General features: G+C 58.3%; 22 protein-coding genes. 11 read left to right on the forward strand and 11 right to left on the reverse strand.

The features are described from left to right. Positions 1 to 3: 3 nt before the first annotated feature. The 5 genes from USH94_RS05135 to USH94_RS05155 are packed head-to-tail and all read right to left on the reverse strand — an operon-like array spanning position 4 to position 6,482. Positions 4 to 429 (reverse strand): globin, encoded by a 426-nt coding sequence (locus USH94_RS05135; RefSeq protein ID WP_111963586.1) that lies wholly within the window; start codon positions 427 to 429, stop codon positions 4 to 6. Beyond that, positions 426 to 1,820 carry a DUF3131 domain-containing protein gene (locus USH94_RS05140; protein ID WP_111963585.1) on the reverse strand — a complete coding sequence of 465 codons (1,395 nt, stop codon included), beginning with the start codon at positions 1,818 to 1,820 and terminating at the stop codon, positions 426 to 428. The genes USH94_RS05135 and USH94_RS05140 overlap by 4 nt, the downstream gene beginning before the upstream one ends. Beyond that, positions 1,805 to 3,352: a DUF3131 domain-containing protein gene (locus USH94_RS05145; protein ID WP_111963584.1), complete on the reverse strand. Its 1,548-nt coding sequence runs from the start codon at positions 3,350 to 3,352 to the stop codon at positions 1,805 to 1,807. The genes USH94_RS05140 and USH94_RS05145 overlap by 16 nt, the downstream gene beginning before the upstream one ends. Further along, positions 3,349 to 4,668, reverse strand: coding sequence for a DUF3131 domain-containing protein (locus USH94_RS05150; protein WP_111963583.1), 1,320 nt, complete (start codon positions 4,666 to 4,668; stop codon positions 3,349 to 3,351). Before USH94_RS05150 ends, USH94_RS05145 begins: the two co-directional genes overlap by 4 nt. Beyond that, the gene (locus tag USH94_RS05155; RefSeq protein ID WP_111963582.1) at positions 4,665 to 6,482 is read right to left on the reverse strand and encodes a glycosyltransferase; all 1,818 of its coding nucleotides are present in this window, start codon (positions 6,480 to 6,482) and stop codon (positions 4,665 to 4,667) included. Before USH94_RS05155 ends, USH94_RS05150 begins: the two co-directional genes overlap by 4 nt. A 281-nt stretch (positions 6,483 to 6,763) precedes the next feature. Here USH94_RS05155 and opgC point away from each other — a divergent pair, with 281 nt between their 5' ends. The 5 genes from opgC to USH94_RS05180 are packed head-to-tail and all read left to right on the forward strand — an operon-like array spanning position 6,764 to position 10,870. Next, positions 6,764 to 7,981: an OpgC domain-containing protein gene (gene opgC / locus USH94_RS05160; RefSeq protein ID WP_111963581.1), complete on the forward strand. Its 1,218-nt coding sequence runs from the start codon at positions 6,764 to 6,766 to the stop codon at positions 7,979 to 7,981. 11 nt (positions 7,982 to 7,992) lie between these two features. Further along, positions 7,993 to 8,892, forward strand: a complete 900-nt coding sequence (locus USH94_RS05165) for a hypothetical protein (protein WP_111963688.1) — start codon at positions 7,993 to 7,995, stop codon at positions 8,890 to 8,892. 9 nt (positions 8,893 to 8,901) lie between these two features. Then, positions 8,902 to 10,116, forward strand: a complete 1,215-nt coding sequence (locus USH94_RS05170; protein ID WP_111963580.1) for a PP2C family protein-serine/threonine phosphatase — start codon at positions 8,902 to 8,904, stop codon at positions 10,114 to 10,116. Beyond that, positions 10,106 to 10,444 carry an STAS domain-containing protein gene (locus USH94_RS05175; protein ID WP_023292380.1) on the forward strand — a complete coding sequence of 113 codons (339 nt, stop codon included), beginning with the start codon at positions 10,106 to 10,108 and terminating at the stop codon, positions 10,442 to 10,444. Before USH94_RS05170 ends, USH94_RS05175 begins: the two co-directional genes overlap by 11 nt. Continuing rightward, positions 10,445 to 10,870, forward strand: coding sequence for an ATP-binding protein (locus USH94_RS05180; protein WP_111963579.1), 426 nt, complete (start codon positions 10,445 to 10,447; stop codon positions 10,868 to 10,870). It abuts the gene before it with no gap. A 25-nt stretch (positions 10,871 to 10,895) separates the two neighbouring features. Here USH94_RS05180 and USH94_RS05185 read toward each other — a convergent pair whose 3' ends face one another. Next, entirely contained in the window at positions 10,896 to 12,386 is a 1,491-nt protein-coding gene (locus USH94_RS05185) for a UbiD family decarboxylase (RefSeq protein WP_111963578.1), read from the reverse strand. A gap of 113 nt (positions 12,387 to 12,499) precedes the next feature. Between USH94_RS05185 and USH94_RS05190 the strand changes: the two genes are divergently transcribed. Then, entirely contained in the window at positions 12,500 to 13,384 is an 885-nt protein-coding gene (locus tag USH94_RS05190; protein WP_008501665.1) for a LysR substrate-binding domain-containing protein, read from the forward strand. On the opposite strand, the gene USH94_RS05195 is transcribed toward USH94_RS05190, so the two are convergent. From USH94_RS05195 to USH94_RS05210, 4 genes are all read right to left on the reverse strand, one after another. Then, positions 13,375 to 14,286 carry a LysR family transcriptional regulator gene (locus tag USH94_RS05195; RefSeq protein ID WP_111963577.1) on the reverse strand — a complete coding sequence of 304 codons (912 nt, stop codon included), beginning with the start codon at positions 14,284 to 14,286 and terminating at the stop codon, positions 13,375 to 13,377. The genes USH94_RS05190 and USH94_RS05195 overlap by 10 nt on opposite strands. Position 14,287: 1 nt before the next feature. Then, positions 14,288 to 15,274, reverse strand: a complete 987-nt coding sequence (locus USH94_RS05200) for an MBL fold metallo-hydrolase (protein ID WP_111963576.1) — start codon at positions 15,272 to 15,274, stop codon at positions 14,288 to 14,290. 141 nt (positions 15,275 to 15,415) lie between these two features. Then, complete coding sequence (locus USH94_RS05205) at positions 15,416 to 16,174, reverse strand: 5'-nucleotidase, lipoprotein e(P4) family (protein WP_111963575.1); 759 nt, start codon at positions 16,172 to 16,174, stop codon at positions 15,416 to 15,418. 90 nt (positions 16,175 to 16,264) lie between these two features. Continuing rightward, entirely contained in the window at positions 16,265 to 16,792 is a 528-nt protein-coding gene (locus USH94_RS05210; protein ID WP_111963574.1) for a GNAT family N-acetyltransferase, read from the reverse strand. 132 nt (positions 16,793 to 16,924) lie between these two features. Here USH94_RS05210 and treZ point away from each other — a divergent pair, with 132 nt between their 5' ends. The 3 genes from treZ to glgX are packed head-to-tail and all read left to right on the forward strand — an operon-like array spanning position 16,925 to position 23,268. After that, positions 16,925 to 18,712 carry a malto-oligosyltrehalose trehalohydrolase gene (gene treZ / locus USH94_RS05215; RefSeq protein ID WP_111963573.1) on the forward strand — a complete coding sequence of 596 codons (1,788 nt, stop codon included), beginning with the start codon at positions 16,925 to 16,927 and terminating at the stop codon, positions 18,710 to 18,712. Then, the gene (gene treY, locus USH94_RS05220) at positions 18,709 to 21,177 is read left to right on the forward strand and encodes a malto-oligosyltrehalose synthase (protein ID WP_111963572.1); all 2,469 of its coding nucleotides are present in this window, start codon (positions 18,709 to 18,711) and stop codon (positions 21,175 to 21,177) included. The genes treZ and treY overlap by 4 nt, the downstream gene beginning before the upstream one ends. 15 nt (positions 21,178 to 21,192) lie before the next feature. Continuing rightward, positions 21,193 to 23,268: a glycogen debranching protein GlgX gene (glgX, locus tag USH94_RS05225; protein ID WP_111963571.1), complete on the forward strand. Its 2,076-nt coding sequence runs from the start codon at positions 21,193 to 21,195 to the stop codon at positions 23,266 to 23,268. On the opposite strand, the gene USH94_RS05230 is transcribed toward glgX, so the two are convergent. After that, positions 23,269 to 23,814 (reverse strand): winged helix DNA-binding protein, encoded by a 546-nt coding sequence (locus tag USH94_RS05230; RefSeq protein ID WP_024908533.1) that lies wholly within the window; start codon positions 23,812 to 23,814, stop codon positions 23,269 to 23,271. It lies immediately after the preceding gene. Between the two features lie 200 nt (positions 23,815 to 24,014). Between USH94_RS05230 and USH94_RS05235 the strand changes: the two genes are divergently transcribed. Together USH94_RS05235 and USH94_RS05240 are read left to right on the forward strand one after the other, a co-directional pair. Further along, positions 24,015 to 24,737 carry a DUF969 domain-containing protein gene (locus tag USH94_RS05235; RefSeq protein WP_111963570.1) on the forward strand — a complete coding sequence of 241 codons (723 nt, stop codon included), beginning with the start codon at positions 24,015 to 24,017 and terminating at the stop codon, positions 24,735 to 24,737. Continuing rightward, positions 24,734 to 25,720 (forward strand): DUF979 domain-containing protein, encoded by a 987-nt coding sequence (locus USH94_RS05240; protein ID WP_111963569.1) that lies wholly within the window; start codon positions 24,734 to 24,736, stop codon positions 25,718 to 25,720. The genes USH94_RS05235 and USH94_RS05240 overlap by 4 nt, the downstream gene beginning before the upstream one ends. Positions 25,721 to 25,724: the final 4 nt, after the last annotated feature.

A 25,724-nucleotide genomic window follows, 5' to 3' on the forward strand; every position in this document is an offset into this window, starting at 1 on the left:
CTCCTACGCGCGGTAGTGCAGTTCTGCCTGCCGGCGCAGGTATTCCAGCCCGGGCGCGATCGCCATGGCCCAGGCCGTCAGGATCTCATCGTCGCACTGCGGATCGCGTTCGCTCACCGCGTTCAACATCGCTTCGCGCCACAGGGCAAAAAATCGCGGGGGGAGGTGGAGACCGTCGTCACTTTGCTCCCGCGCCAGGCGCTCGAGAAAATCAGGCACGATTAACGCGCCGTCTACCGCAAGCATGGCGAAGAAACTCTTAAACAGAGTCTGCTGACCCTCGCTATCCGGCAGGCGAGAAAAATGCTGCTCCGTCTCGGGCGACATATGAACGAAGGCGTCATAGAACGTCTGGAAAAACGCCGTTTTATCATTATCCGGAAAGACGCGGTTCAGGCTGGATTCAAACAGATCGCGGTAAAATTTCACGGCGTCCTCCTTACGGCGTTTTCGCCCGGTAGACAGTGCCCGACGGGCGTATATTCATCTGCCACACGGCGCGTAAAGTAGTTCTCTTTTTTGGCCCGGCGGGCGTCAAACAGGGGGCCCGCGTTGTGTTTGAAGAACAGGGCTTCCAGCACCGTGGCATTGGTGGAAAGGGTGAGCGCAGCGTTAGTATCGCCCGTGGCTTCCTGGCGGCCTTCGTACCAGCCTTTTTGCGGATCGTTAAGATGCTTTGTCACCGCCATCAGTACGTCGGTGTAAGGGGTGTCCCACAGGGCCCACAGGGCAAAGACCGCTTTGGTAGATACCTGCGCGAAACGGGTGTAGTCCCGACCATCGTCACCGACAGAGTTCCAGGCATAGCCATTTCCCCAGACCGTATCCTGGATATGCCAGGGCGCCTGCGGAAGCGAGAAATCTGCCCTGGCCGTCAGGATTTTATCGGTCTCCCAGCGGGTCTTCTGGCTCAGCCAGACGTTTTCGGCCTGCTTGCGCAGGTGCTTTTGCCGATCGGCCGCAACGCCTTCGGGCTCCCAGCCAAACTCCAGACCCGGCAGCATATAGGGAAGGGTGGAAATCACAGAGGGCAGCCACGTGGTGCGCGGATCCCGGGCATCGACGGCCAGACGCCGCTGGGCGATGATGACGTGGTGCGCCGGGGGCGTAAACGCTTTCTCCGGGGAAAACCCCCACAGCTGAAACGCCGTTGCGGCATATTCGCTCTCGCCCAGGCGCAGCTCCTCGCGCACCACCGGCTGACCGTTTTGCAGGGAAGATGACCATAGTTCGCCTTCACGATCGATGACCGGACAGAAATTCCACCGCAGAATGATTTTATCCAGGTATTCGCTGTACTGCGGTTCCCGCTCTGCGGTGAGGCGCAGGGCGAGCATCAGACGCGCCATATCGCGCGCGGACCAGCCATTTTTAACGGGCTTGCCGCTAAAGTCGATCGGCGTCGCCGTCTGGCTGGAATAGAGTCGACCCGGCGTCCGGGCCTCGGTCAGCATCAGGCGGTTGAGGGTGCCCATCAGCCGCGTCAGGCGAGCGTCATATTCGGCGTCGTCAATCAGCCCCAGCTCTTTGGCCGCCAGCAGGGCGATAAGCGTATCGCCCATTTGCCAGAGCGTGACGCGGGGCTGTTTATCGCTGCCGTTGACCAGCCCGGTTTGCGGCTGGGTATTATTGACGAAATAGCGCCAGGCGATCGCCGCCCACGTCCGCTCTTCCGGCGTCAGGGCGGCAATACGCGCGCTCGAGTGCCACCCGCCACTGATGAGCCAGCGCCAGCCTGCGCCCTGATGGGCAAACAGCGCAAAGACGATCGCGCCTGCAAGGAGTAATCCCGCAAGTCCTCTGGCTAAGGTTTTAAGCATTGCGCAGTCACCGGAGGCAGTTTAACGGGCTCGTCCACGCTGCATGACGCGCACTGGCAGGCCTGGCAGGCGGGTTTGGTGCGCTGCGTGACGCCGGTCCGGTCGCACCAGCTTTTTACGGCCGGTGTGCTGGTCAGGAACGGACGGCTGCGCAGCGCGTTGTTCTCTTCAAACTGATCGAGCAGCTTTTGATCCCACAGGGACGGGGCAAAATCCTTGCTCTTCGGATTGTCGGTGTTGAAGGCCAGCAGTTTTCCCTTTTTTTTGAACAACAGGGCCTCCAGCATGATGCCGTTATTGTTCGCGGTGAACTCTTTGATCGGCCCGTCGCCGTTTTCATACAGCCCTTCGTAGTAGCCTTTTCCCTCTTCATTGGCATTCTCAATGGTATTCAGCAGGCGGTCGGTATAAGGGGAGTTCCACAGCACCCACATGCCCAGCGCCGCCTTCAGCGAAATCGCGGCAGCGTTAGGGACGAACTGTCCCTTATCGGTAATGGTGTTCCAGTTGTACCCGTCGCTGAAAACGGTGTCATAGACGAAGTAAGGGGCCTTATCGAGCTGGTGCTCGGAGCGCGCGGTCAGGACGCCGGTAATGGTATAGCGGTTCTCCTGAGCCTGATAAACGCGGTCAGCAAAGTTTTTCATCCACGTCAGGGAGTAGTCGCGCGGGGCGTTATCCCGGTCGGTCGGTTTGTCAAAGCCGAACTCCAGCCCGTAAAGCAGGTAAGATTCTGTCACCACGTAGTTATGCTGCGACGTGTTGCGTGGATCGCGCGTATCGTACGGGACCAGCACGCAGTAGATCTCGGCAAGCTCGTAAGGCTGCGGACGGCTGGCTTTACAGGTATTAAACCCCCACAGCTGGAAACCGGCCGCGCCGTACTCTTCATAGCCCAGCCGCCCTTCCTGAACGTACTTCGGCTGGCCGTTCTCCAGATAGGCCCCGTACAGCGTGCCGCAGGGGTCGATCGCGTGGCTAAAATCCCAGCCCAGCACCACGTTATCAATGCTGTTGCCGTATTCCGGATAACGCTCTTTGATGATTTTCAGCCAGACCAGCATTCGCCCGATATCCAGCGCCGAGAAGCCAATTTCGCCGGGCTTGTTGGTGTAGTCCACTTTCTGGCCGCTGATGGTGTTATAGGCCTTGTTGGGGAGCTCGTTGCGGAACAGTACCAGGGTGTTTAACGTGGCGAGGAATTTCAGCATCCGGCGGTCAAATTCCGCTTTATCAATGATCCCGAGCTCGCGCGCCGCCGTCAGGGCGGCCAGATAGGAGGCGCTGTCCCACATGGTGGTGGAGGGATATTTGTTGACCGCATTCACCAGGCCCGTCGTGGGCTGATAGTTGGAGACGAAATACTGCCAGGCGTTTTTGGCGATGGTCATCTCCCGGGCTGTCAGTTCGCCGCTGCGCGGGGAGTAACCTGATGCAGGGAGCTCGGTATCCGCACGCACGGTCGATAGCGCCAGCCAGCAGATCGTTATTCCCGTGAGCAGGTGGAAAAGGATCGGGGATCGTGGCTTCATGGCGTTGCTCCTGCTGAGGGGGATGTGTAGAGGCAGGCCAGACAGAGCATCTGGCCATGTGCGATGTAAGACAGACTTTCCAGCACAATGGCGTTGGTATCGGCGTCCACGACGCCATTCACGCTGTTGTTGAGATTTAACCCGCGCTGCCAGCCTTTACCCGGCACCTGAAGGGCCAGAACCTGCTGGCGCAGCGCTTCGCTCCAGCTGTTGCGGAACAGGGCATACCAGGCAAACGCGGTGCGGGTGGAGGTAATCGCCACTTTCTCCGGCACCTCGTCGCGCAGGTTACGCACCTGTACCGGCTGCCTGTCCGGCAGATCGTTAACGTAATCCGGCGCGGGTTCGGCATAATCCGTGCTGATCGGCGGTTTTGGCGCGCGCAGGCCGTGGCGCCGCTGCTGGATCTGCATAATTCGCCACGCAATTTCAGCGCTCTGCGCATCAAAGCCCAGCTCAAGACCGGTTAACAGGTAGGGGAGACTAATCAGCGAAGTTTGCTTGCCCCAGGGCGTACGTAGCCCTTCATCGGGCACCATTACGCCATCCAGATCGATCATCTTTTGCCCTTCAGGCGGGTTGGTCACCGCGAGTCCTGCCGCGCTGTCAATCAGGCGCAGCGTATGGCTGGCATAGAGACGGTAGCCAAAGCTGTCCCGCTGTTCATCATCGGTCAGCGTCCAGTGATGGAGCGGCACGGCTGCCTGACTTTGAGCGCTATTTTCAATCAGAGCGCCGGTGTTCCAGAGGCTAAACAGATCGTGGATAGCCGCCGCGTGCTGGGGATAGCGCCACAGCAGGGTCTGTAATGCCGTCAGCAGCCGGCTCAGACCGATTGCGGAGGCGTCAGGCTTGCCCAGAATCTTGAGCGTGTCCGCATGGTAATAGGCGGCGGGGAGACCTTTGTCATTGAGCGGCAGTTGCCCCAGCGTGAACACGGCGGTGCTGACCCTCTCGTCAAACTCATCGGCGGAAATAATGTTGAGCTGCTCTGCGGCAGCGGTCGCAAAGAGGTAGCTTCCCACGCTCCAGAGGCTCAGCCAGGGTTCACCGTCGCTGGCGTTCGCCAGCCCGTTTGGCTGAGTATTATTCACGTAGTATTGCCAGGCGACCCGCGCCCAGATGGCTTCGTCATAGGTCAGCGCCCGTTTTGTGGGCAGCGGCGGAAAGTCTTTACTGAGCGCGATGCCGCCGCTGCTTTCCACGCGCGTGGGCATCTGTTTCTCCACCCAGACCACAATGGCAAAGCCGATCAGGAAGCCGAGCAAAATGGTGAGGTAGCTGCGCGCGGGCAGCAGGGCATCACGTATCCTCATTGGGTGACCTCGTCCTCTTCAGCGGGCGTCCACATGGCCGCGAAAATCAGCGGCAGCATGGCGGCGATGTTCACCCCTCCCCAGAAAATATTGATGACATAGCCGGAGGGGTCGTCCACCTGTCCACGCGCCACCTGGATACCGCCCCAGATAAGCCCTGCGAGGGTGAGCACCACGATGGCAATCTGCGGCTTCACCAGGTAGAGAAAACGGCCCGTCTGCCGCTCTTTTGGCGTGACGTGAAATTTGATCTGTTCGCCCCGCAGCACCGTATTGAGCGCGCGCAGGTTCATGGAAAAGAAGGAGAGGTATGAGGCCCTGCCGTCCCAGGCCGAGATCCCCCAGGTGCCGAACATAAAGGCCAGCTCTGAGAAAATAAAAAACGGGAGAAAATGCAGATAGAACGGCGTCGACCAGGCGGACACCGGCGGAATGCCGGTGAACAGATAGATAATGGGTGAAATCAAAAACACCGTGTTCCATACGCAGGCCATGTATGACCAGAAGGTGGTGGCATACATCAGCGTCTGGGGCAGAGAGAGCCTGAAGCGGCGACGGCTGAAGATGTTGTCATGAAACAAAATATCCAGCGAACCGGCGGCGTACTTAAAGCGCTGGATCATCCAGGTGAGCATATCCTGCGGAGAGAGCATCTTCGATTCAACCCGCGGATGCATAACCGAGCGCCAGCGTCGTGCGGCGTCACCGTGCAGCAGCACCGAGGTGTAAATATCTTCCGAGACGTGGAATTTGTAGGGGGTAAGCTCGGTGTCAAACGCCACGTGCGGACGCATTGCATTCTGCAGCGCGTCCCGGGTCTCCTCATCGCGAATATCGCGCGTGTGACGATGGATCTCCTCTTCGACGGACCAGACGTAGCTTCTCAGCGCGGCCTGCATGACCGCCTCGCGACGGTGAATGGACGCCGCGCCACAGCAAAAAGCCGCGTTCGCCCAGTTGCGCCGCCGCAGGATCACGTCATAGAACATGCGCGGATCGTTAAAAAACGGGTCGCGGCCTACGGTGACCGGGCCAACACACTTTTGAATCAGCCAGCCCAGACCGTAGCCCACTTTTCCGGCTTTTCGCTGGCCCCAGCGCGACAGGTTTTCTCCTTCCGGAAGATCGAAGAACCACTGCGGCGTCTGTACCCAGGCCACGTCCGGATCACGAAAATAGCCCAGCGTATGGCTGAGCAGGGTGGGAAATACCCGGGTATCGGCGTCGCAGATAACAATGAAATCGCCGTCGGTTTGCTCAAGGCCGTTGCGCAGGTTGCCGGCCTTAAAGCCGATGTTGGTCTGGCGAGTGATATAGTTAACGCCTTCCTCTTCACAAACGGCTTTCATCTCCGGGCGGCGGCCGTCATCAAGCACGTGGATGCGGTAGTCAATCGGGAACGGGTACGCCATCTTCAGGGCATCGCGAATGGACAGCCTGACCAGCTCGGTGTCTTCCGAGTAGGTGGCAATGAACAGATCCACCTTTACGGGACGGGGCTCAACGGCCTCCTCAGGCGACAGACATTCGTTAATTTCGCCGGGCGGCGGACTTTGAGGAGGATCCTGTTCTTTCCACAAATTGATGGTAAACAGCACGGTGCCAATCCACGCCAGGGTTTCGGCGAGGACCAGCGGAATGGCATACCATAATGCGTCAGTATTCAGGGAGGCGGTCCAGCGCCAGTAAATATAATTGGCACCCAGAATAAGCGCCGCGACCGCCAACACCTGCCAGGTCATCATTACCCAGCGCGGTGTTGTTAACGGTTCCGGAGGACGACGATGTTCAAAACGGGAAAAATAAAAATCCATAGTTCCGGCGTTCCTGATTCCGTGAAAAATGCAGACCCATTCTGCTGCGCAGACAGTTGCCCAAAAGCGAAAGAAAATAGCGATTAAACAAGATTTAAGATAAGTGTAGAACGCCGAATAAAAGTGTCCAGCCGCGTTTTTATTAATATTTAGCGGTGGTTAATTCAGCTTAAATTCTGCTTAATATCTTTCATCTGCTGACGATAAATTGCGGTTACTATTCCTTTAGGCTATCTACTTTATTTAGACCTTAATTTTTGTTTTCAGGCAAAGGACACCCTATGAGCCATGTTGCGCCGTCGGTAGCGCAAGAAGATGACGATAAATCAACAGTATGGAGGTATGCCGTTGCAGGTGCAAGGGACCTGAGAATCGACTTTATGCGCGGCATTGCCCTCGTCATGATGGTCGTGGCGCATACGGAGGTGATGTCGGTATTTAATATATTCTCCTGGGAGCGTTTTGGGTTAACAACCGGTGCAGAAGGTTTTGTTATTCTCTCGGGGTTTATGCTTGGCATGCTGAACCGCGCGCGTCTGCAAAAAGTGGTTTTGCTCACGGTTTCCTGGGGGCTTTATCTCAGGGCGTGGAAAATATATCGTGTAAATATCATTATCATAGTGTCATTTATTCTTCTGGCCTATATCCCATATATTAACGTTTTCGAGGTCACCCATTTTACCGACCGCTTTTCGGGCCAAAGCTGGTCGCTTTATCCTGTTACGCCGCAAATTAAAGAGACCTGGTTCAACATTATTCTCTATTTGCAGATTGGCCCCCATCAGACGCAAATTCTGGGGCTGTATATCTTTTTGCTGCTACTCAGCCCGCTATTTTTGGGGATGCTGCAGAAAGGAAAAGTCTGGTGGCTGCTGGGGCTGTCGCTGCTGGTGTACGGCCTGTGGCAGCGCTGGCCGCTTCGGCTGACGCCGTCGGAATTCGAATTTGCCTTCCCGCTGCTCGCCTGGCAGTTCATCTTTGTGCTGGGCATGGCCAGCGGTTGGTATAAAGCCGAACTGCTCTCTTTCGCCCGGACGCCTCCGGGGAAAGGGGTGGTAGTGGCGCTGGTTATGGTGTCGCTGGTGCTGGGATTTGTCGCCCAGAACCATACCAACCCGTTTATGCCGCCCGCGCTGCTGATGCACGTCATCCCGCCTGACAGCTTCAATTCGTTTTATCACACCTGGGCGGCGAAGAACGGGCTGGGCCCGGTGCGGGTGTTAAACGATATCGCCCTGATGGTCACCGTCTACCTGGTGCTGACGTATTGCTGGACGCCGCTCAATCGCCTGCTGGGATGGTTCCTGATCCCGCTCGGCCAGCACTCGCTTTATACCTTTATTTTGCATGTGTACGTGGTGCTGCTGGTGAGCCAGTTCATCACCTTCGACTTATGGCGTCATGCCTGGATAGAGAACACGTTAGTGCATGCGGCGGCACTGGGTATTTTGTGGCTGATGGCAAAATACGACGTCGGCGCACGCTGGATACCTAACTAAGGATGGCGGTTATGCGCGAAAAATGGCTTCTGGCGGGCGTGCTGCTCGCCGCGATACCCGCCGCGGAGGCGGCGAAAAGCAGTGAAAATGAATCCCTGCGCGATAAGAACGGCGAACCCGTTCAGGCTGGCGTCTTTACCAGCCGCTGGGGGCGCCTGTTCTCGGGTAACGACAAGAAATTCTCAGGTGCGCTGAGCTTTAGCTCGGGACTGAAAGAGCAGTGGATGAGCATTCCGAACAGTTCAGACACCGTTACGGAAAAGAAAAAGTTTAACCAGACGCTAAATCTCAGCCTTCAGTATTCCCCCTACAGCTTCTGGTTTGCCAACATCACGTCCCGACTGCCGGTCAGAGACACCAGCCGCTACACCGCCGATTTTCGCTACAGCTTCGGCTACGATGACTGGCACGCCAACACCGTCAGTCTGGTTTACAGCAACTACGGCGATAACCATTTCTGGACGTCGGGCAGCCGACGACACACCTATTTCGAACAGGGCGCCTTCACGCTGGCCTATAAGTTTTCGCTACCGAAACCGGTCGAAAACACGCTCCTGATTAATAAAGGGGATTCCATCATTTGCCAGGTTGGATACAGCTGGGTGCCGCGCTACTACGACCTCAGCAGCGATGACATCCGCAAAAATAAAAACGTCATGCTCGGCGGCTGCGGCTACACCTTCAAACAACATTTCTTCGTTCGCGCGACGGCATTCTGGTTCCCGGACAGCAGCCAGCAGCAGCCCTGGAACGGCGATTACAGCTACAGCTTCGGTTATGCCGGCTATACGCCAGGTTCGTTCTCCATCCAGTACGCGAACTATGCGGGGACGCGCTATCCGGGGCACGGCAACGGGAATGCAAAATTCAGGGAAGGGACCGTGAGCCTCATCTGGTTCTTACCGCTATAGGAGGGATGTATGTCGGCGCTGCACGTGTTAATCGTTGAAGATTCGCTGATTTATCGTCGATTACTCTCCCGAATGCTCACCCAGTGGGGGTATATCGTGAGCGAGGCGGAAAACGGCGTCGCCGCGCTGGAAATACTGTCCAGCCAGCCGATCAGTATGGTGATAAGCGACTGGGACATGCCGGAAATGGACGGTCTCACGCTGTGTCAGACCATCCGCAATCGTCAGTTTGGCCATTATGTGTATCTCATTCTTTTGACGGCCCGCGAGAATGCAGGGGATTTAACGCAGGGTTTTGATGCCGGGGCGGACGACTTTTTAAGCAAGCCGGTCGAGCAGGATGAACTGCGGGCGCGGCTCCACGCCGGGGTCCGTATTTTGACCCTGGAGGCGACCCTCGCGGCGCACAACAAGCGCCTGAGTGAAGCGTTGCATCAGATTGAACAGGATCTTGAACTCGCGGCGCGCGTTCAGCACTCGGTGCTGCCTTCGCACCGCTTACGTTTTGGGAACTACTTTTCCGACTGGCTTTTCATGCCGTCTGCGTGGGTCTCAGGCGATGTGTTCAATATTTTTCCACTCGATTCTCACATTGGGTTCTATTGCGTGGATGTGTCCGGGCACGGCGTGGGTGCCGCGATGATGTCCCTCGCGGTGGCGCGCCAGTTCTTACATGGTCGGGTGGTAGACCGTTTTTTGTTTACCGATCGGGGCGGCATTCAGTCGCCTGCGGAGGTGATCAGGATCCTGAACAGCCGCTTTTGCAGTGAAGAGAGCGACATCACCAGCTATTTCACCATCATTTACGGCGTGATTGATCCAGAAAGTGGGAAGGGGTTGTTGTGTCAGGCCGGGCATCCAACTCCCGTCATTGTGAACGCAAACAGCGCCGTCACGTCCGTGGGCGATGGCGGTCCGCCGGTCGGGCTGATGCCTGACCTGAGCTGGGAGGACGTCGCGTTTACCCTCAATCCGGGGGATCGCTTATGCTTATTCAGTGACGGTATCACGGAGTGTGAGAACGTCAGCGGCGAGCAGTTTGGCCCGCAGCGTCTCGAACGCTGGCTTCATGAGCATGTCCGGCTCCCGGTTGACCAGCTCCTGCCGCGGTTCGGTGACCACCTGACCGGCTGGCGCAACGCAAATCGTGATGAACCGACCGCCTTAACCGATGACGTTTCACTGCTCGTGATCGAGCGTCAGGGAGAACAGAATGATTATTAACACCGAACGACTACCGCACGCCAACATTCTCACGCCCGCGGTCCGGCGGCTGGATGCCTCCGTTGCCGCGACGTTTAAAGCGTCCGTCACGGAAGAAATTGGCGACGATCGCAAGGCTTTGATTGTCGACTTCAGCAAAGTGGATTTTATCGACAGCAGCGGGCTGGGAATGCTGGTGTCGTTGTTTAAGCTGATGAACGGGAAAGGCGACATGGCGCTGTGCTCCCTGAACCCCGGGATAATGAATATGTTCACCCTGACCCGCATGGATCGCATATTCCGTATCTATCCGGATAAAAGCAGCGCGCTTGCGCAGCTGGGGCAGTAGATGCAGACGCCGGTGCAGGCAGAATTTCCGGCGGTGCTCGGTTCCCTGACGCCGCTGGCCGGCTGGCTGGAAGAGCGGCTGAGGGCGCTTCCCGTAGATGACGAGTGGCGTTTCGCGCTCGATCTCGCCGTCTGTGAGGTGGCGACGAATATCATCCGCCACGCGCTGCATGAGGATGCCTCGCGCGCATTCAGCGTACGGTTCGACATCCGCGACAGCGATGTCTGCATTGTTTTTACCGACGCGGGTGACGCGTTCCCGCTGGAGCGGCTTGAGGCCGCCAGGCGAGACCGTTTTTGTGAAATCTCGCCGCTGCTGGAGAGCGGCAGGGGGCTGATGCTCATTTTACTGAGCGTCGATCGTTTCACTGTGGAACGCGTGACGGGTGAAAACATCGCCACGCTTGAAAAGAAAATCAGCGTATGACCCGCGGGCCATACGCGCGGTGTTTTTATTTAGCGTTGCCAGCAAACAGCTCCGGCGCCCACGGACGCGGATCCACCTCCATAAACGGCGCACGCTCGAAGCGATCCTTCAGCGCCCACGGCACCGTGCAGTCGAAGATCGTCTTGCAGGAGATACCGTTTCCGCGAATCGAGGTGCTGTAATCCGGCGACTGGGACGGATCCAGCTGGTGGCCGCGGATCCCAGGAATATTGGTGATGCTGACATCGCCCTGCATGCGGGTGGTCATCGCCCACAGGATGTCGTCGCTGTCGAAAATATCCACGTCTTCGTCGACAAGAATAATGTTTTTCAGCTCCGAATAGGTGGCCAGGGCGATAAGCGCCGCCTGGCCCTGACGTCCTTCGTCTGACGGCTGGCGTTTTTTCACCTGCAGTATCCCGAGGAACTTGCCGCCGCCCGCGGTATGGGCATAGACGTTTTGCAGGAAACCCGGAATTGCCTCTTCAACGGCATTACGGATGCTGGCCTCCGTCGGCAGTCCGGCCAGCGTGGTATGTTCTTCCCCCGGTCCCACCAGCGTTTGCAGGATCGCGTGGTTTCGCATGGTCACGGCTTTCACTTTAATCACCGGCAGGGAGGGGTTCGCCTCGCCGCAATAGCCCGGGAACTCCGGCATCGCGTGGCCGGTGTTGGTATGCTGATCCTCTCTCACGCGCACGCCCGGAAGCAGTTCGCCTTCAATGATGATTTCCGCCCGCGCGATGGCTTTCTCTTTGACCGCCACGCCCTGCACCAGCTCGACCGGCTGCTGGCGCAGCGCCCCGGCGACGCCCAGCTCGTTGTAGCCAAACGGCGTGGTGGGGGCCTCAAAGCACGCGCCGATGTAGATGGCGGGGTCGAGACCCATGTTGATCGTCACCGGCAGCGGCTTTCCTGCCTCTTCTGCTTTTTTGCGGAACATTTCGATATGGCGCCCGGCGGCAAGGAACATGGAAAGCTCGTCGCGCTCCTGCACGCAGAGGCGGTGAATGGTGACATCCGTCAGCGAGCTGTCTTCCGGATCGCTTGCCAGCACCAGTCCCAGACAGAAGAACGGACCCGCATCAATCGGCGTGTTGGTCGGGGCCGGAAGCAGCTTGCGCAGATCGAAGTCAGGATCGTCAGCATAGAAGACCTGCTCCTGACAGGGAGCCTGCGCAGCCGGAACGACAACCGGCGCGACCGGCTTTTTCACCGCCTGGCCGACGTGCTTTGCCAGTTCAGAAGGCTCGCAGCCTAACAGCAGCGCCGCGCGTTCGCGGCTGGCGTGCATGCCCACCAGGATGCGGGAGTGCGGATAGCCCTTAATGCTGTTGAACATCATGGCCGGGCCCGTGCGGGTCGGACGTTTGACCGTGCCGCCTGCGCCGATATGGCGATAGACGCCCGCCAGTTCGGCGTTGGGGTCGACCGGACGATCGGTTTCAATATACTGCCCGTCGTGGCGCTGCAGTAAGGCGATGGCGCTGCGAAGATCGTTAATCTTGTTTTCCATATTTTCCTCCCTCGGTTGAATCCCTCCATTTTTATGGCAATGACCAATAGCATCAATTGCATCATTACTGTTAAATTGATAATGAAATTTATATCAATACAGGGAGATGTCTCGTGCAGTTTCGTCAGATGCGCCACTTCATCGTCGTGGCCGAAGAGCTCCACATGCACCGGGCCGCCGAGCGTCTGAACATGGCGCAGCCGGCGCTGAGCCAGCAGATAAAGGCGCTGGAAGAACGTTTAGGCGTCACGCTTTTCAGCCGGGCGAACCGCCGCTTGACCCTGACTCCCGCGGGCGAAGCGTTCCTGGTAAAGGCCAGGCTCGCCATCTCGCTGACCGAACAGGCGGTGCTGGACGCCAGACAAACGGCACGGGGCGAGCAGGGCGTGTTAAACCTCGGGTGCGTGTCGAGCGCGATGTTTGACGGCAGGCTGCCCGCCGCGCTTCGCCAGATGCACAGCCGCTGGCCGGCCATTACTATGTCGCTGATGACCGGAAACGTGCAGACGCTCTACGCCGCCGTACAGAGCAACCAGCTGGATGTGGCCATCATTCGCGCGCCGCTGCCGTCGCTGCCGGACGATCTGCAAAGCCGCCCGTTCGCCTCGGAGAAAACGGTGCTGGCGCTGTATCGTCAGCATCCGCTGGCCGGATCCGCCGCGCTGACGCTTTCGTCGGTGAAAGACGAAAAATGGATCTCCCTGCGCGATCCGGAGGGAATGGGGCTGGAGCAGTACTTCTATGATGCCTGCAGCGGAGCGGGCTTTCAGCCGGACGTCGTGCAGAATGCGACCGACGTGCCCACGGTGATAAGCCTGGTTTCGGCGGGATTTGGGCTGGCGCTGCTTCCCGCGTCGGCAAAGGCGGTGAGCGTCGAGAATGTCGTCTACGTGGACATCCTCGACCGGCTGCGGGAGAGCGAACTCACCCTGGTTTGCCACCGGATTATTCGCTCAGAGGTGCTTAAAAAGTTTCTGGTAACGCTCGATCACACCTGACGTCCGGCGGCCCGCAGCAGCTGCTCGCGCAGCCAGGCGTTCGCCGGATCCTGGCTGTTTTTCGGGTGCCAGTACATGTTGATGGTAATCGGCTGGAGCGGCAGCGGTGGTGCAAATAGATCCAGCGTGCTGGCAAACTGCTTCAGCATCCGTTCCGGCAGGGTGCACACCAGGTCCGTACCGGCAATAAGTGCAGGCGCCATAGCGTAGCTCTGGGTGGACATGGCGACGTGTCGCTGGTAGCCCAGCCCGGCGAGGGTTTGGTCGACATAGCCGGTAAACGAATCTCCCGCCGACGACACCACCAGATGAGAAAGCGCGCAGTAGCTTTCCAGATCTAACGGAACCGTTCCGCGCGGGTGGCCTTTACGCTGGGCGGTGGCAAACGCGTCGTCAAGGAGTTTGCGCCTCACCCATCCGTCATGGGCTCCTGCGCTCACGCCAATGTAGATATCCACATCCCCGTTTTCCAGCTGCTGCGGCAGGTCAGCTATCTCCGGCAGGGCGAAGCGCAGGCGGATACCGGGGGCATCGGTTCTAATCTGGTTAAGCAGCCCGGTGCCGAGCATCAGCGCCGGATTCTCATGCAGCGCGATAACAAAGGTCCGGCTGCTGGTTTGCGCATCAAACGCGGTGGGCGCAAACATCGCGCTGATGCCGCGCAGCACGCTTGCCACCTGCGGCCTGAGCGCTTCCGCTCGCGGCGTGGGCAATACCCCGCGTCCATGCGGGGAGGGAATAAACAGCGGTTCGCCAAACAGCGTGCGCAGACGCGCCAGACGGGCGGACAGCGCGGGCTGGCTGATGCCCAGCCGCGCGGCCGCATGGGTGATATTCCTGTCCTGAAGCAGGGCGTCCAGGGTCAGGATCAGGTCTATGTCCATATCAGAGATGGGCGTCATCTTATTTCGCGCTGCTGGCGTCACGGTTGGTATAGGTCACAGGGATCCAGGCATAGCCGCCTTTCTCGCCTTTCGTCACATAGCCGATGCCCGGGAAAGGCAGGTGCGGCGCGGCAACCAGGTCCTTGTTTTTCACAAAGTCAGCGAACGCATGCTCGCGAACGGTTGCCGCTTTGTTCTGATCTTCATCGTAGGTGATGGTCACCGCAGGCTGCGGGAACTGAACCGCCGCGGCATGAATGATGTCGCCGACAAAGGTGATCTTCTCGCCTTTACTTGTCAGCGTGTAGAAGGCTGAGCCCGGCGTGTGTCCGGGATGAACCGTGCCGGTCAGCCCCGGTAGAATCTCCGATGTGCCGCTAAACGGCACCACTTTTCCCGCATCCAGATAGGGTTTTAAGGTCTTCTGCGCGACGTCAAAGTAGTTCTTGCCGTAGCCGGTTTTCTTCTGGTTGTCGTCATTAAAGAAAAAGTCGATATCCGGTTTGCCAACGAAAACGCGCGCGTTGCTGAACACCACTTTTCCATCCTTCACCAGGCCACCGGCATGATCGGAGTGGGCGTGGGTCAGCAGGACTTCAGTAATGTCTTCGGGTTTTATCCCCTGCGTGGCGAGGCTTTCAACCAGACGTCCGCCGGTATCAGGGCCAAAGAGCTGGCCCGAGCCGGTATCCACCAGGATTTTATGTCCGGGTATCGCAATCAGAAAAGCGTTGATGGAGACCTCAGCCGGGTTGGTCTGAAAGTTTTTCGCGAGCAGCGCATCAATGTTTTGCGGCGTGGTCCGGCGCAGCAGCTTGTGCAGATCCTGCGCGACGGTCCCGTCGGTAAACGAGGTGACCAGAACGTCGCCGACCTGCACGCTGTAACCGCCCGCCGGTTGTTTAACGACGTGCTGGGGCGTCTCCGCCGAGGCCTGGAGCGCAGGGTAAAAAAGCAGTGAACTGGAAATCAGTGTGGAAAGAGCAAGTTTTTTCACGGTAAGCATACGAGTCTCCTTTGAAAGTGCTCATCTTACTGCTCCGTAAAATTATAAGAACCTGCCCAGAAATGATAGGACCTATAAACGGGATGGATAGGAAACCGAAGGGCCGGGAAGGCGCGCGATAGCTTTCCCGGCCCGTAGACATTATTTTTTCAGCGGTACGTTCCAGCTGTCCGGCGTGGCTTTGGACCATGAGCCATAAGCGGCATTAGGCAGCACAATCCAGTCGTTGCCGAAGTGTTCGGCGCTGGCTTCAACCAGCTCACGCTGCTGCTCGCTCGGCTTTTTGTTTTTAAACTGCACTGCGAAGTCCGGCAGGCTGTCGCCGAACAGCATCACGATCTGCTGCTTTTTGAGGATGCTCTGGCGACGCTCTTCCTTGCTGACCGTATCCAGCAGCACGCTTTCGTCAGACACCTGCGGCAGGCCGAGAGCATTTAACGTCTTCAACGTGTCGGCTTTGTTTTCCTGCATACGATCCGAAACGTAGTAGATGCGGACCTTGCTTTGATTCACGTGGTCAAGAAACGCTTTCGCCCCCGGAATTAAGCCGGGTTTTCCCTGTTTCTCCCAGTCGCTCCAGGTGTCCCATTTCGTGTAGTCGTGACACTGCTCCATGTCGCGCACCAGCAGAGGGGTGTTATCCAGTACCGTTTCATCCAGGTCCATTACCACGGCGTAATTTTCGGGCGTTTTCAGATCCTTTAACTTTTCGTTGAAACGCTCGGTGGCAAACCGATAGGTTTGCAGCTGAAGGGCCATAATCTCTGCCGATTTCTGCTGATAGCGCAGCGCCATTTCGTACGCTTTCGGTTCACACAGGTCGTGCTCCGCGGCCGTCGCCGCTGCCGTTGCACTCAAAACAGGTAATGCCAGCAGTAATGCCTTAGCCATTGAATTCACGCTTCTTTCCTCAACACCGTGGTTAAAATCCCGAAAGCGTAATGAAATTCAGTGACAGAAATATGACCGCGATGTGGCAATGTGTTTCCGCTAGACCAGCATGTAATACCAGAACAGGGCGACCTCGTCTTTTTCCGGTAGGGCGTTGTAGAGATAACGATCGTATCCGCCCAGGGTGAACCCGTAGTTACGGTAAAACAGACAGGCAGAGACGTTCACATTTTGTGTTTCAAGCCGTAATCCCGGCGCGTTTACGCTGCGGGCCCACACGTGCGCGGCGGCCATCAATTTTTGCGCGGCGCCGGTTCTGCGTTTCGTGCGATCCACGGCTATGTAATCCACCGAGATAAACTTATTCCAGCCGATTGACGCGGTAATAAATCCGGCTAATTCACCGTCATCCGTTTCCGCCACAAGAAATATGGCGTCCGGATTAACGCAATGGTTTTCAAGGGTTTGAATGTCGAGTTCGTAGGTTTTTATCCAGGGCTCGGCGACGGCTTCGATATGCAAATCACAGTGGATAAACGGCTCTCGCGCAATGTGGCTAATGGTGAAAGAAAAGTCACAACATTCAAGACGGACGAGGTCCGTATTTAATCCTTTTCGAATCTGCATAGTATTCCCGATAGTGAGTTATTTCATAAAGAATAGACGAAGCGGTTAAATCCGCTGAGCTCACGCACTTTTAATCCTGAACTAAGCTTGTACTTCGTTCCGCGTAAAATGTGGGTCATTCGAGGACAATGAATGGAATTCAGGACATTTCAAAAGCAGTGGGGTGCTGAGTTTATTTCCGATGACGTTGTACGTTTTCGCGTCTGGGCAGAAGGACAGAAAGAACTTACGCTACGTCTTGCCGCCACCGATGTGCCGATGACGGCAACAGGCGGCGGCTGGTTCCAGGCAGACGTCCCTGGCGTCACGCACGGTGCAGAATATCAGTTTGTTCTTCAGGACGGCATGGCGGTGCCCGATCCCGCCTCGCGGGCGCAAAAGGGCGACGTTAACGGCCCCTCGGTGGTGATCGATCCCCGACGTTACCAGCCGGTCAACCGCGACTGGGCAGGGCGTCCGTGGGAAGAGACGGTCATTTACGAACTGCATATCGGCACCTTCACTCCGGAGGGCACCTTCCGGTCGGCCATCGACAAGCTGCCGTATCTGGCAGAACTCGGGATTACCCAGCTTGAAGTGATGCCCGTCTCCCAGTTTGGCGGTTCCCGCGGCTGGGGATATGACGGCGTGCTGCTGTATGCCCCACACTCAGCGTACGGCACGCCGGAGGATTTCCACGCGTTTATCGACGCCGCGCACGGGCTGGGGCTTTCCGTGGTGCTGGATATCGTGCTCAACCACTTTGGGCCCGAAGGAAACTATCTGCCTCTGCTGTCGCCCGCGTTTTTTGATGCACAGCGGATGACGCCGTGGGGTAACGGCATCGCCTACGAGCGCGAGCCGGTCAGGCAGTACATCACCGACGCGCCGCTCTACTGGCTGACGGAATACCGCCTGGACGGGCTGCGCTTTGATGCCATCGACCAGATTAAGGACGGCTCGGACACCCATGTTCTCGAGGAGATTGCCGCAAAAATTCGCGAGGCCATTCCGCACCGTCACGTTCACCTGACCACGGAAGACAGCCGCAACGTGATTTTCCTGCATCCCCGCGATGAACAGGGCAACGCGCCGCTGTTTACCGGCGAGTGGAACGATGACTTCCACAACGCCGCCCACGTGTTTGCCACCGGCGAGACCCACGCGTATTACCAGGATTTTGCCTTTGAGTCTGAGAAGAAGTTCGCCCGGGCGCTGGCGGAAGGGTTTGTCTACCAGGGCGAGGTGTCTCTGCAAACCGGAGAATCTCGCGGGGTGGAGTGCCGCACGCAGCCGCCGCAGTTCTTCGTCGATTTTATTCAAAACCACGATCAGACAGGCAATCGCGCCCAGGGCGAGCGGCTTATCTCCCTCGCGGGGGCTGATAAAACGAGGGTGCTGCTCGCCGCGCTGCTGCTTTCCCCCCATATCCCGCTGCTGTTTATGGGCGAGGAGTTTGGTGAAACGCATCCGTTCCTGTTCTTCACCGACTTTCACGGCGAACTGGCAAAGGCGGTGCGGGAAGGGCGCGCGAAAGAGTTTACCGGCCATGCCGGACACGATGAAGCCGTCCCGGATCCGAACGACGTGAACACCTTCGTTCGCTCAAAGCTCGACTGGAACAAAATCGCCACCGACGAGGGCAAAACGTGGGTGCGCTACACGCGCCACCTGCTGACGCTGCGCCATCGCCATATCGTTCCGCTTCTGCATCCGCGCGGTGCCGTTGAGGGCCATGTGCTCAAGACCGCGCCCGGCATGGTGGCGGTGTGCTGGCGCTTTCCGTCGGGGACGCTCTCACTGGCGCTTAATATCGGCATTAAGCCCGTCGCGCTGCCCGATCTCGCGGGTGAGACGCGCTTTGCCTGGCCGGAAGTCTCTGACGTTTTACCCCCGAACGGTATTGTCGTTCGCTTTGCTGATGGAGAAGCATCGTTATGATCCCTTCCGCCACTTACCGAATTCAGTTCCGTAACGGCATGACCTTCGACCGCGTTGTGGCGCTGGTGCCGTATATGAAGGACCTCGGCATCAGCCACCTTTACGCGTCGCCCGTATTCACTGCCACGACCGGGTCTACCCACGGCTATGACGTGACCAACCCAAATGAAATCGACCCCGCGATTGGCGGACGAGAGGGGTTTGACCGCATGGCGGCGGCGCTTAAGCAGGCCGGCATGGGGCTGATTCTGGATATCGTCCCTAACCATATGTCCACCTCGCTGGAAAACCTCTGGTGGCGGGACGTGATTGAATACGGCCAGCAGAGCCGCTATTTCCGCTACTTCGATATCGACGGGTCTCGACCGCTGACGCTGCCGTTTCTTGGCGATACCTTTGAGGCGGAGCTGGAGAAGGGTGCCATCACCTTAAAACGTGACCCTGTCACGGAAAAGGCCGCGCTGGTTTACTACGACGCCGAGTATCCGCTCAACCCGGGTACCTACAGCGAGGAGAAGAGCATACCCGAACTGCACGACGCGCAAAGCTGGCGGCTGATGTCCTGGCGGGAGGCGCCGAAGCAGCTCTCATGGCGGCGCTTCTTTGAGATAACCGGGCTGGTCGGCGTTCGGGTTGAAGATGACGCAGTCTTCGACGATACGCACCGGCTGATCCTTGAGCTGGTCCACGCGGGCGTGGTGGATGGTCTGCGCATTGACCATGTCGACGGTCTGGCGGATCCGCTGGGCTATCTGCAGCGCCTGCGGCAGGCGGCCGGGCCCGACTGCTACATCACGGTCGAAAAGATTCTCGCCAAAGGGGAGCAGCTCCCCGCTGACTGGCCGGTATCCGGCACCACCGGCTACGAGTTTATCGCCTCGCTGGCGGAAGTGCTGGTCGACGACGATAGCCTGGGGCGTCTGGAGAAAATTCACGACGAAACGCTCGGCGTGACGGTCGATCGCCGCGCGGAGCTACGCGATGCTAAAGGCCTGATGACCGACCGTAACTTCGAGGGTGAATTCACCACGCTGCTAAACCTTGCTGAGGATCTGGCCCGCCGCAATGAGGTTGCGCTGCCGCGCGAGGATATCCGCCACGCGCTGCGCGAACTGCTTATTGCGTTTCCGGTCTACCGCACCTACGGCACCCGGGAAGGGTTAACCCCGCCGGACGTGGCGCTGCTCAACCGCGTGGTTGCCAGCGTGGAGACGTCTGAAGCCGCGCTCAGCCTGATCGTGCGCATTCTTACCGGCGATCTGCCGGAAGATTGCCGCGAGAGCGCCGCGCTGTTCAGGACCCGCTTTCAGCAGCTCACCGGGCCGCTGATGGCGAAGTCCGTTGAAGACACGCTCTTCTTTCGCCACAACCTCGAGCTTGCGCTCAACGAAGTGGGCGCCGACCCGACGCCGCGCGCGTTTTCATTATCCCGCTTCCACCAGGAGATGCGCATTCGTCTGGCCCGTCAGCCCGATGCGCTGCTGGGCACCTCCACGCACGATACCAAGCGCGGGGAGGATGCCCGCGCGCGCCTTTACACCCTGACGGAAGCCCCGGAACGCTGGGGGGAAAATCTGGCCCGCTGGCGGCAGATGAACCAGACCCAGGTGCGTTTTCTCAATGACGGTACCGCGCCGAACGCCGCCGATACGTGGATGATCTACCAGGCGCTGGCGGGCGTCTGGCCCGCCACGCTGTCACAGGACGACGCCGACGGGCTGAAATCACTGCAAGAACGCTTCCTCGGCTTCCTCGAGAAAGCGCTGCGCGAGGCGAAACAGCGCACCGACTGGATCGACAGTAACGAGAGCTATGAGAGCGTGGTGTTGAGCTACGCGCGGCACCTGCTTTCGCCGGACAACGCCCCGTTCCTGCATGATTTCAGCGAGGCGATGCAGCCCTTTATCCGCGCCGGGTTAATGAACAGCCTCAGCCAGACGGTGATCAAGCTGACGGCGCCCGGCGTGCCGGATATCTATCAGGGCAGCGAGGCGCTTAACTTTAGCCTCGTCGACCCGGATAACCGACGGGAGCCGGATTTCAACGCGCTGGTGCACAACCTCAGCGCGGCGGATGCCTCGGTGTTTGACAACCCGGCATGCTGGCGGGACGGGCGCGTTAAGCAGTTTGTTACCGCCACGCTGCTGCGGCTTCGACCGCACTACGACGCGCTTTTCCGCTACGGCGACTGGCTGCCGCTTAAGGTCACCGGCGACCGCGAGGAGAACCTGATTGTGTATGCGCGCGTTAAGGACGAGGAGGCGCTGATTGTCGCCGTGCCGCGTCTGGTTTTTGGCATCACCGATAATCATCAGCTGTGGGTCAATACCACTGTAGCGATACCCGACGAACTGGCCGGGAAGCGCTATCGGGATCTGTTCAGCGGTGAGAGCCGCATTCTGCAAAAGACGCTGGATTTAACGTCAGAAAAGGGATGTGTACTGGTTCTGCTTACCTGCGAATAATCGTGGAGAACGAAAATGGCAAAGGATACAACGTTTGAAATTCGGGCCGGTCATGGCCAGCAGTTGGGTGCGAATTATGACGGGAAAGGGGTCAACTTCGCGCTGTTCTCCGCTCACGCTGAACGGGTGGAACTCTGTCTGTTTGACCCGTCCGGGAAAAAAGAAATCGCCCGGCTGGAGCTGCCGGAGTATACCCATGAGGTCTGGCACGGCTATGTGCCCGATCTGAAGCCGGGTGCGCTGTACGGCTATCGCGTCTACGGCCCCTACGACCCGGAAAATGGTCATCGCTTTAACCCGCATAAGCTGCTTATCGACCCTTACGCTCGCGAACTGATGGGTGACATCGACTGGAACGACGCCCATTTCGGCTATGAGCTGGGGCATGACGAGCTGGATTTGAGCTTTGATACCCGCGACAGCGCGCCGTTTACGCCGAAATGCAGGGTCATCGACCCGAACGCCTTTGACTGGCAGGACAACAGCCGGCCGAACGTGCCCTGGCCGCATACCGTTGTCTATGAGAGCCACGTGAAAGGGTTTACCCAGATGAACCCGGCCATTCCGCCCGAGCTGCGGGGCACGTTTGAGGGAATGGGGCACAAAGCTTCTGTCGACTATATCAAAAGCCTCGGCATTACCTCGGTGGAGCTGCTGCCGGTTCACTGGTTTCCGGACGATCGGCACCTGCTCGACCGCGGCCTGAAGAACTTCTGGGGCTATAACACGCTCGGCTTTTTTGCTCCGGCGTCGCGCTACTACGGCCCGGCGGGGATCCAGGGCTTTCGCGATATGGTGCGCGCCTATCATGACGCGGGCATCGAGGTCATTCTTGACGTGGTGTACAACCACACGGCGGAAGGGAACGAGCTTGGCCCGACGCTCTCGTTTAAGGGGATTGATAACTACAGCTATTACCGCACGCTCCCGGACCAGCACCGGTATTACATCAACGACACTGGGACGGGAAACACGGTCAACACCTCGCATCCGCGCGTGCTGCAGATGGTGATGGATTCCCTGCGCTACTGGGCGGAATCGATGCACATCGACGGTTTTCGCTTCGACCTCGGGACGATTCTGGGCCGCGAGCCCGAAGGGTTTGACCCGCGCGGCGGTTTCTTCGACGCCATGACTCAGGATCCGGTGTTATCCCGACTGAAGCTGATTGGTGAACCCTGGGATATCGGCCCCGGCGGGTATCAGGTCGGCGGTTTCCCGCCGGGCTGGGGGGAGTGGAACGACAAATACCGCGACACCGTTCGCGAGTACTGGAAGGGGGACAATGTCTCCACGGACTTTGCCGCGCGGCTGCTCGGTTCCGGCGATCTGTACGATCTGCGCGGACGTCGTCCGTGGGCCAGCGTCAACTTTATCACCGCCCACGACGGCTTTACGCTGAATGACCTGGTGTCGTACAACGAGAAGCACAACGCCGACAACGGCGAGGACAATAACGACGGGCATAACGATAACCGCTCATACAACTACGGCGAGGAAGGGCCAACCGAGAACCCGGATATTATTGCTACCCGGGAGCGGCAGAAACGTAATTTCCTGACCACGCTGCTGTTTTCCCACGGCACGCCGATGCTGCTGGCGGGGGACGAGTTTGGCCGCACGCAGAAGGGCAACAACAATGGGTACTGCCAGGACAGTGAGATCTCATGGATCGACTGGAAGGGGCTGTCCGAAAACGACGCTGCGCTGCGCGAGTTTACCCGTCGTCTAATTACCTTGCGCGCGCAACAGCCACTGCTGCGCCGTGAAAGCTGGCGCGACGGGCTGGAGATCCGCTGGTTCAATGCCGGGGGCGGCCCACAGCAGGCCGAGCAGTGGGATGAAGGCTCAACCCTCGGGGTCTCCATCAGCAGGCCGGATCTCAGGCAGGAGGACGGTATCTGGCACGACGTGCTGATGCTGTTCAATCCTTTTGAAGGCACCGTGCCGTTCCAGATCCCGCAGTTTGGCGAAGGGGGATGGGTGCTGGAGCTGTCTACGGCGGATGATGCTGCCACCGGGACAGCGATCACCGAAACCGTAGAGTACGCGCTGGCCGGACGGAGCATTACGCTGTTCCGCCGTCCTTAGTTACAGTGACGCCGCCGCCCGGGCGGCGGTGTCATACAGGGATGAGATCGTGCGTAACAGTTGCGCGGTCTCGCCAATCGACTTCCCGGCAATGCCGCTCTCCGCGTGGATCGCAATCAGACACGCTTCCCGCACGTCCCGGTATTTCATGCACAGCGCTTTCCCTTCCTCCGTGGTAGAGAAAAAGAGTTCTTTACCCGCTTTCTCGCTCGTCACGTAGCCTGCTTTAACCAGCTTTTTCAGGGCATAGGTCACGACGTGGGTATCTTCCACGTTGAGGACGAAGCAGATATCGGCCAGCTTTTTCTTGCGGTCGCGGTGGTTCACGTGATGCAGCAGCGAAACGTCAAAGGCGCCCATATCGGGCTCTCCGGCAGCCGTCATGCAGCGCACCATCCATTTGTTGAACGCGTTGCTGGTCATGATCAGCGCATATTCCAGCTCTGATAACTCCGCGCAGCGCTCGGATACCAGATGGCGGGAAGAGACGATCCGGCCATCGTTGATATCGTCGCGATCGGGTGAAGCACTCTTTTCTGAGGTCATAACGTTCCTTAGCCAGAAATGTAAACTCATCGATAAAATAAGAACATTTTATTGATAATTTGTTTACATGTTTTTGAGGTTCAGATATAGCTTTTTAGCGCAGGTTTTGCGAAGCCTGCCAACAAAACACAACATCGCTCGCCGCAAATTAAAAAAATAGCCGTCGGCGCGCAACGCTCACTTTCGATAGGGTAAACGTTATGGACGGTACTACGCTGCTGCCGCTGATCGGGATACCGATCGTGGTTATTGGTTTTGCACTGCGCTTCAATCCGCTGCTGGTGGTCGTGGTGGCGGGGCTGGCGACGGGTCTGCTGGTCGGCATGGATTTCGGCATGCTGCTGGAGACCTTTGGCGAGAAGTTCATCAATAGCCGATCGCTGGCCACCTTCATCCTGATCCTGCCGGTGATTGGTCTGCTGGAATATTACGGGCTAAAAGAGCGCGCCCAGACCTGGGTGGCGAAAATCGCCAGCGCCACCTCGGCGCGTATTCTGATGCTCTATTTTGTCGCCCGTGAAGGTACCGCCGCGCTGGGGCTGATGTCGCTGGGCGGTCATGCCCAGACGGTGCGCCCGCTGCTGGCGCCGATGGCCGAAGGGGCGGCGCTGAACGAATATGGCGAGCTGCCGCAACACATTCGCGACAAAATCAAAGCCCACGCCGCCGCGTGCGACAACATCGCGGTCTTCTTTGGGGAAGATATCTTTATTGCCTTCGGGGCGGTGCTGCTGATCGACGCGTTCCTGAAAGAAAATGGTATTCAGGGCATTGAACCGCTGCATATCGGGCTGTGGGCCATTCCAACCGCCATTGCGGCATTAGTTATTCATATGACGCGCCTGCTGCGCCTCGATGCGAGCATCCGCCGCGACGTAATGGCCTGGCGTGCAGAGCAGGGTACGCAGGAGGCCGCGCAATGATGACGCTTATCACCATTAACCGAGTGTATTACCTGATTGGCTTTGTCGTGATGCTGCTGGTTGTGATGACCCTGCGCGATCGCGCTAATCCGAAGCGTTTTACCACCGCGCTGTTCTGGTTCTTGTTTGGCGGGATCTTCCTGTTTGGCGATCTGATGGTCCAGGAGCTGGGGAAATCGCTGGCTTACCGGATTATCGGCGGCGGCGTTATCATTATCGCGCTGCTGGCGGGTTTTGGCCTCGTCGGGAAAGGGCACTATAAAATGTCGACCGAGGAGGAGCGCGTCGCGTCGTCAAAGCGGCTTAAAAACTGGCTGTTCCTCCCCGCGCTGATGATCCCGGTGGTGACGGTGCTGGGCACGTTATTCCTGAAGGGCGTTTCGATCGGCGGCGTGTTTCTGCTCGATCAGAAGCAGCTGACCCTGGCGGCGCTGTGCGTGGCCTGCGTCGCGGCGATCCTCACCGGCTGGTGGCTGACCAAAGGCACGCCGCTGCATGCCGTTCGTCAGTCTCGTCGTCTTGTCGATACCATCGGCTGGGCGGTGATCCTGCCGCAGATGCTGGCCATGCTCGGCGGCGTGTTCGTGGTGGCCAACACGGGCGACTCGGTGCAGAAGGTGGTGAGCCTGTTTGTGAACCCGGATAGCCGCTTCATGCTGGTGGTCATTTACTGCGTGGGTATGGCGCTGTTTACCATGATCATGGGTAATGCCTTTGCGGCCTTCCCGGTGTTAAGTGCCGGTATCGCCTTGCCGTTTCTCATCAACGTGCATCACGGCAACCCGGCGCCGCTGCTGGCGATTGGCATGTACGCGGGCTACTGCGGCACGCTGATGACGCCGATGGCCGCGAACTTCAATATCGTTCCCGCCGCGCTGCTGGAGCTGAAAGACAAATATCAGGTGATCAAGATCCAGATCCCGACCGCGTTAACCCTGCTGGTGGTGAACGTGTTCTTAATGTATTTCCTCGTGTTTCGCTAAGGAG

It is taken from the genome of Enterobacter sp. 148H3 (assembly GCF_034107425.1).
Classification (GTDB): Bacteria; Pseudomonadota; Gammaproteobacteria; order Enterobacterales; family Enterobacteriaceae; genus Enterobacter; species Enterobacter vonholyi.

Bases quoted from the DNA above. Each gene is read 5' to 3' on its own strand.
- USH94_RS05175 (WP_023292380.1), top strand. From the start codon at position 10,106: ATGATTATTAACACCGAACGACTACCGCACGCCAACATTCTCACGCCC.
- treZ (WP_111963573.1), top strand. From the start codon at position 16,925: ATGGAATTCAGGACATTTCAAAAGCAGTGGGGTGCTGAGTTTATTTCC.
- USH94_RS05150 (WP_111963583.1), bottom strand. From the start codon at position 4,668: ATGAGGATACGTGATGCCCTGCTGCCCGCGCGCAGCTACCTCACCATT.
- USH94_RS05240 (WP_111963569.1), top strand. From the start codon at position 24,734: ATGATGACGCTTATCACCATTAACCGAGTGTATTACCTGATTGGCTTT.
- USH94_RS05230 (WP_024908533.1), bottom strand. From the start codon at position 23,814: ATGACCTCAGAAAAGAGTGCTTCACCCGATCGCGACGATATCAACGAT.
- USH94_RS05200 (WP_111963576.1), bottom strand. From the start codon at position 15,274: ATGCTTACCGTGAAAAAACTTGCTCTTTCCACACTGATTTCCAGTTCA.
- USH94_RS05235 (WP_111963570.1), top strand. From the start codon at position 24,015: ATGGACGGTACTACGCTGCTGCCGCTGATCGGGATACCGATCGTGGTT.
- USH94_RS05170 (WP_111963580.1), top strand. From the start codon at position 8,902: ATGTCGGCGCTGCACGTGTTAATCGTTGAAGATTCGCTGATTTATCGT.
- USH94_RS05140 (WP_111963585.1), bottom strand. From the start codon at position 1,820: ATGCTTAAAACCTTAGCCAGAGGACTTGCGGGATTACTCCTTGCAGGC.
- treY (WP_111963572.1), top strand. From the start codon at position 18,709: ATGATCCCTTCCGCCACTTACCGAATTCAGTTCCGTAACGGCATGACC.
- opgC (WP_111963581.1), top strand. From the start codon at position 6,764: ATGAGCCATGTTGCGCCGTCGGTAGCGCAAGAAGATGACGATAAATCA.
- USH94_RS05210 (WP_111963574.1), bottom strand. From the start codon at position 16,792: ATGCAGATTCGAAAAGGATTAAATACGGACCTCGTCCGTCTTGAATGT.
- USH94_RS05155 (WP_111963582.1), bottom strand. From the start codon at position 6,482: ATGGATTTTTATTTTTCCCGTTTTGAACATCGTCGTCCTCCGGAACCG.
- USH94_RS05185 (WP_111963578.1), bottom strand. From the start codon at position 12,386: ATGGAAAACAAGATTAACGATCTTCGCAGCGCCATCGCCTTACTGCAG.
- USH94_RS05145 (WP_111963584.1), bottom strand. From the start codon at position 3,352: ATGAAGCCACGATCCCCGATCCTTTTCCACCTGCTCACGGGAATAACG.
- USH94_RS05195 (WP_111963577.1), bottom strand. From the start codon at position 14,286: ATGACGCCCATCTCTGATATGGACATAGACCTGATCCTGACCCTGGAC.
- USH94_RS05165 (WP_111963688.1), top strand. From the start codon at position 7,993: ATGCGCGAAAAATGGCTTCTGGCGGGCGTGCTGCTCGCCGCGATACCC.
- glgX (WP_111963571.1), top strand. From the start codon at position 21,193: ATGGCAAAGGATACAACGTTTGAAATTCGGGCCGGTCATGGCCAGCAG.
- USH94_RS05180 (WP_111963579.1), top strand. From the start codon at position 10,445: ATGCAGACGCCGGTGCAGGCAGAATTTCCGGCGGTGCTCGGTTCCCTG.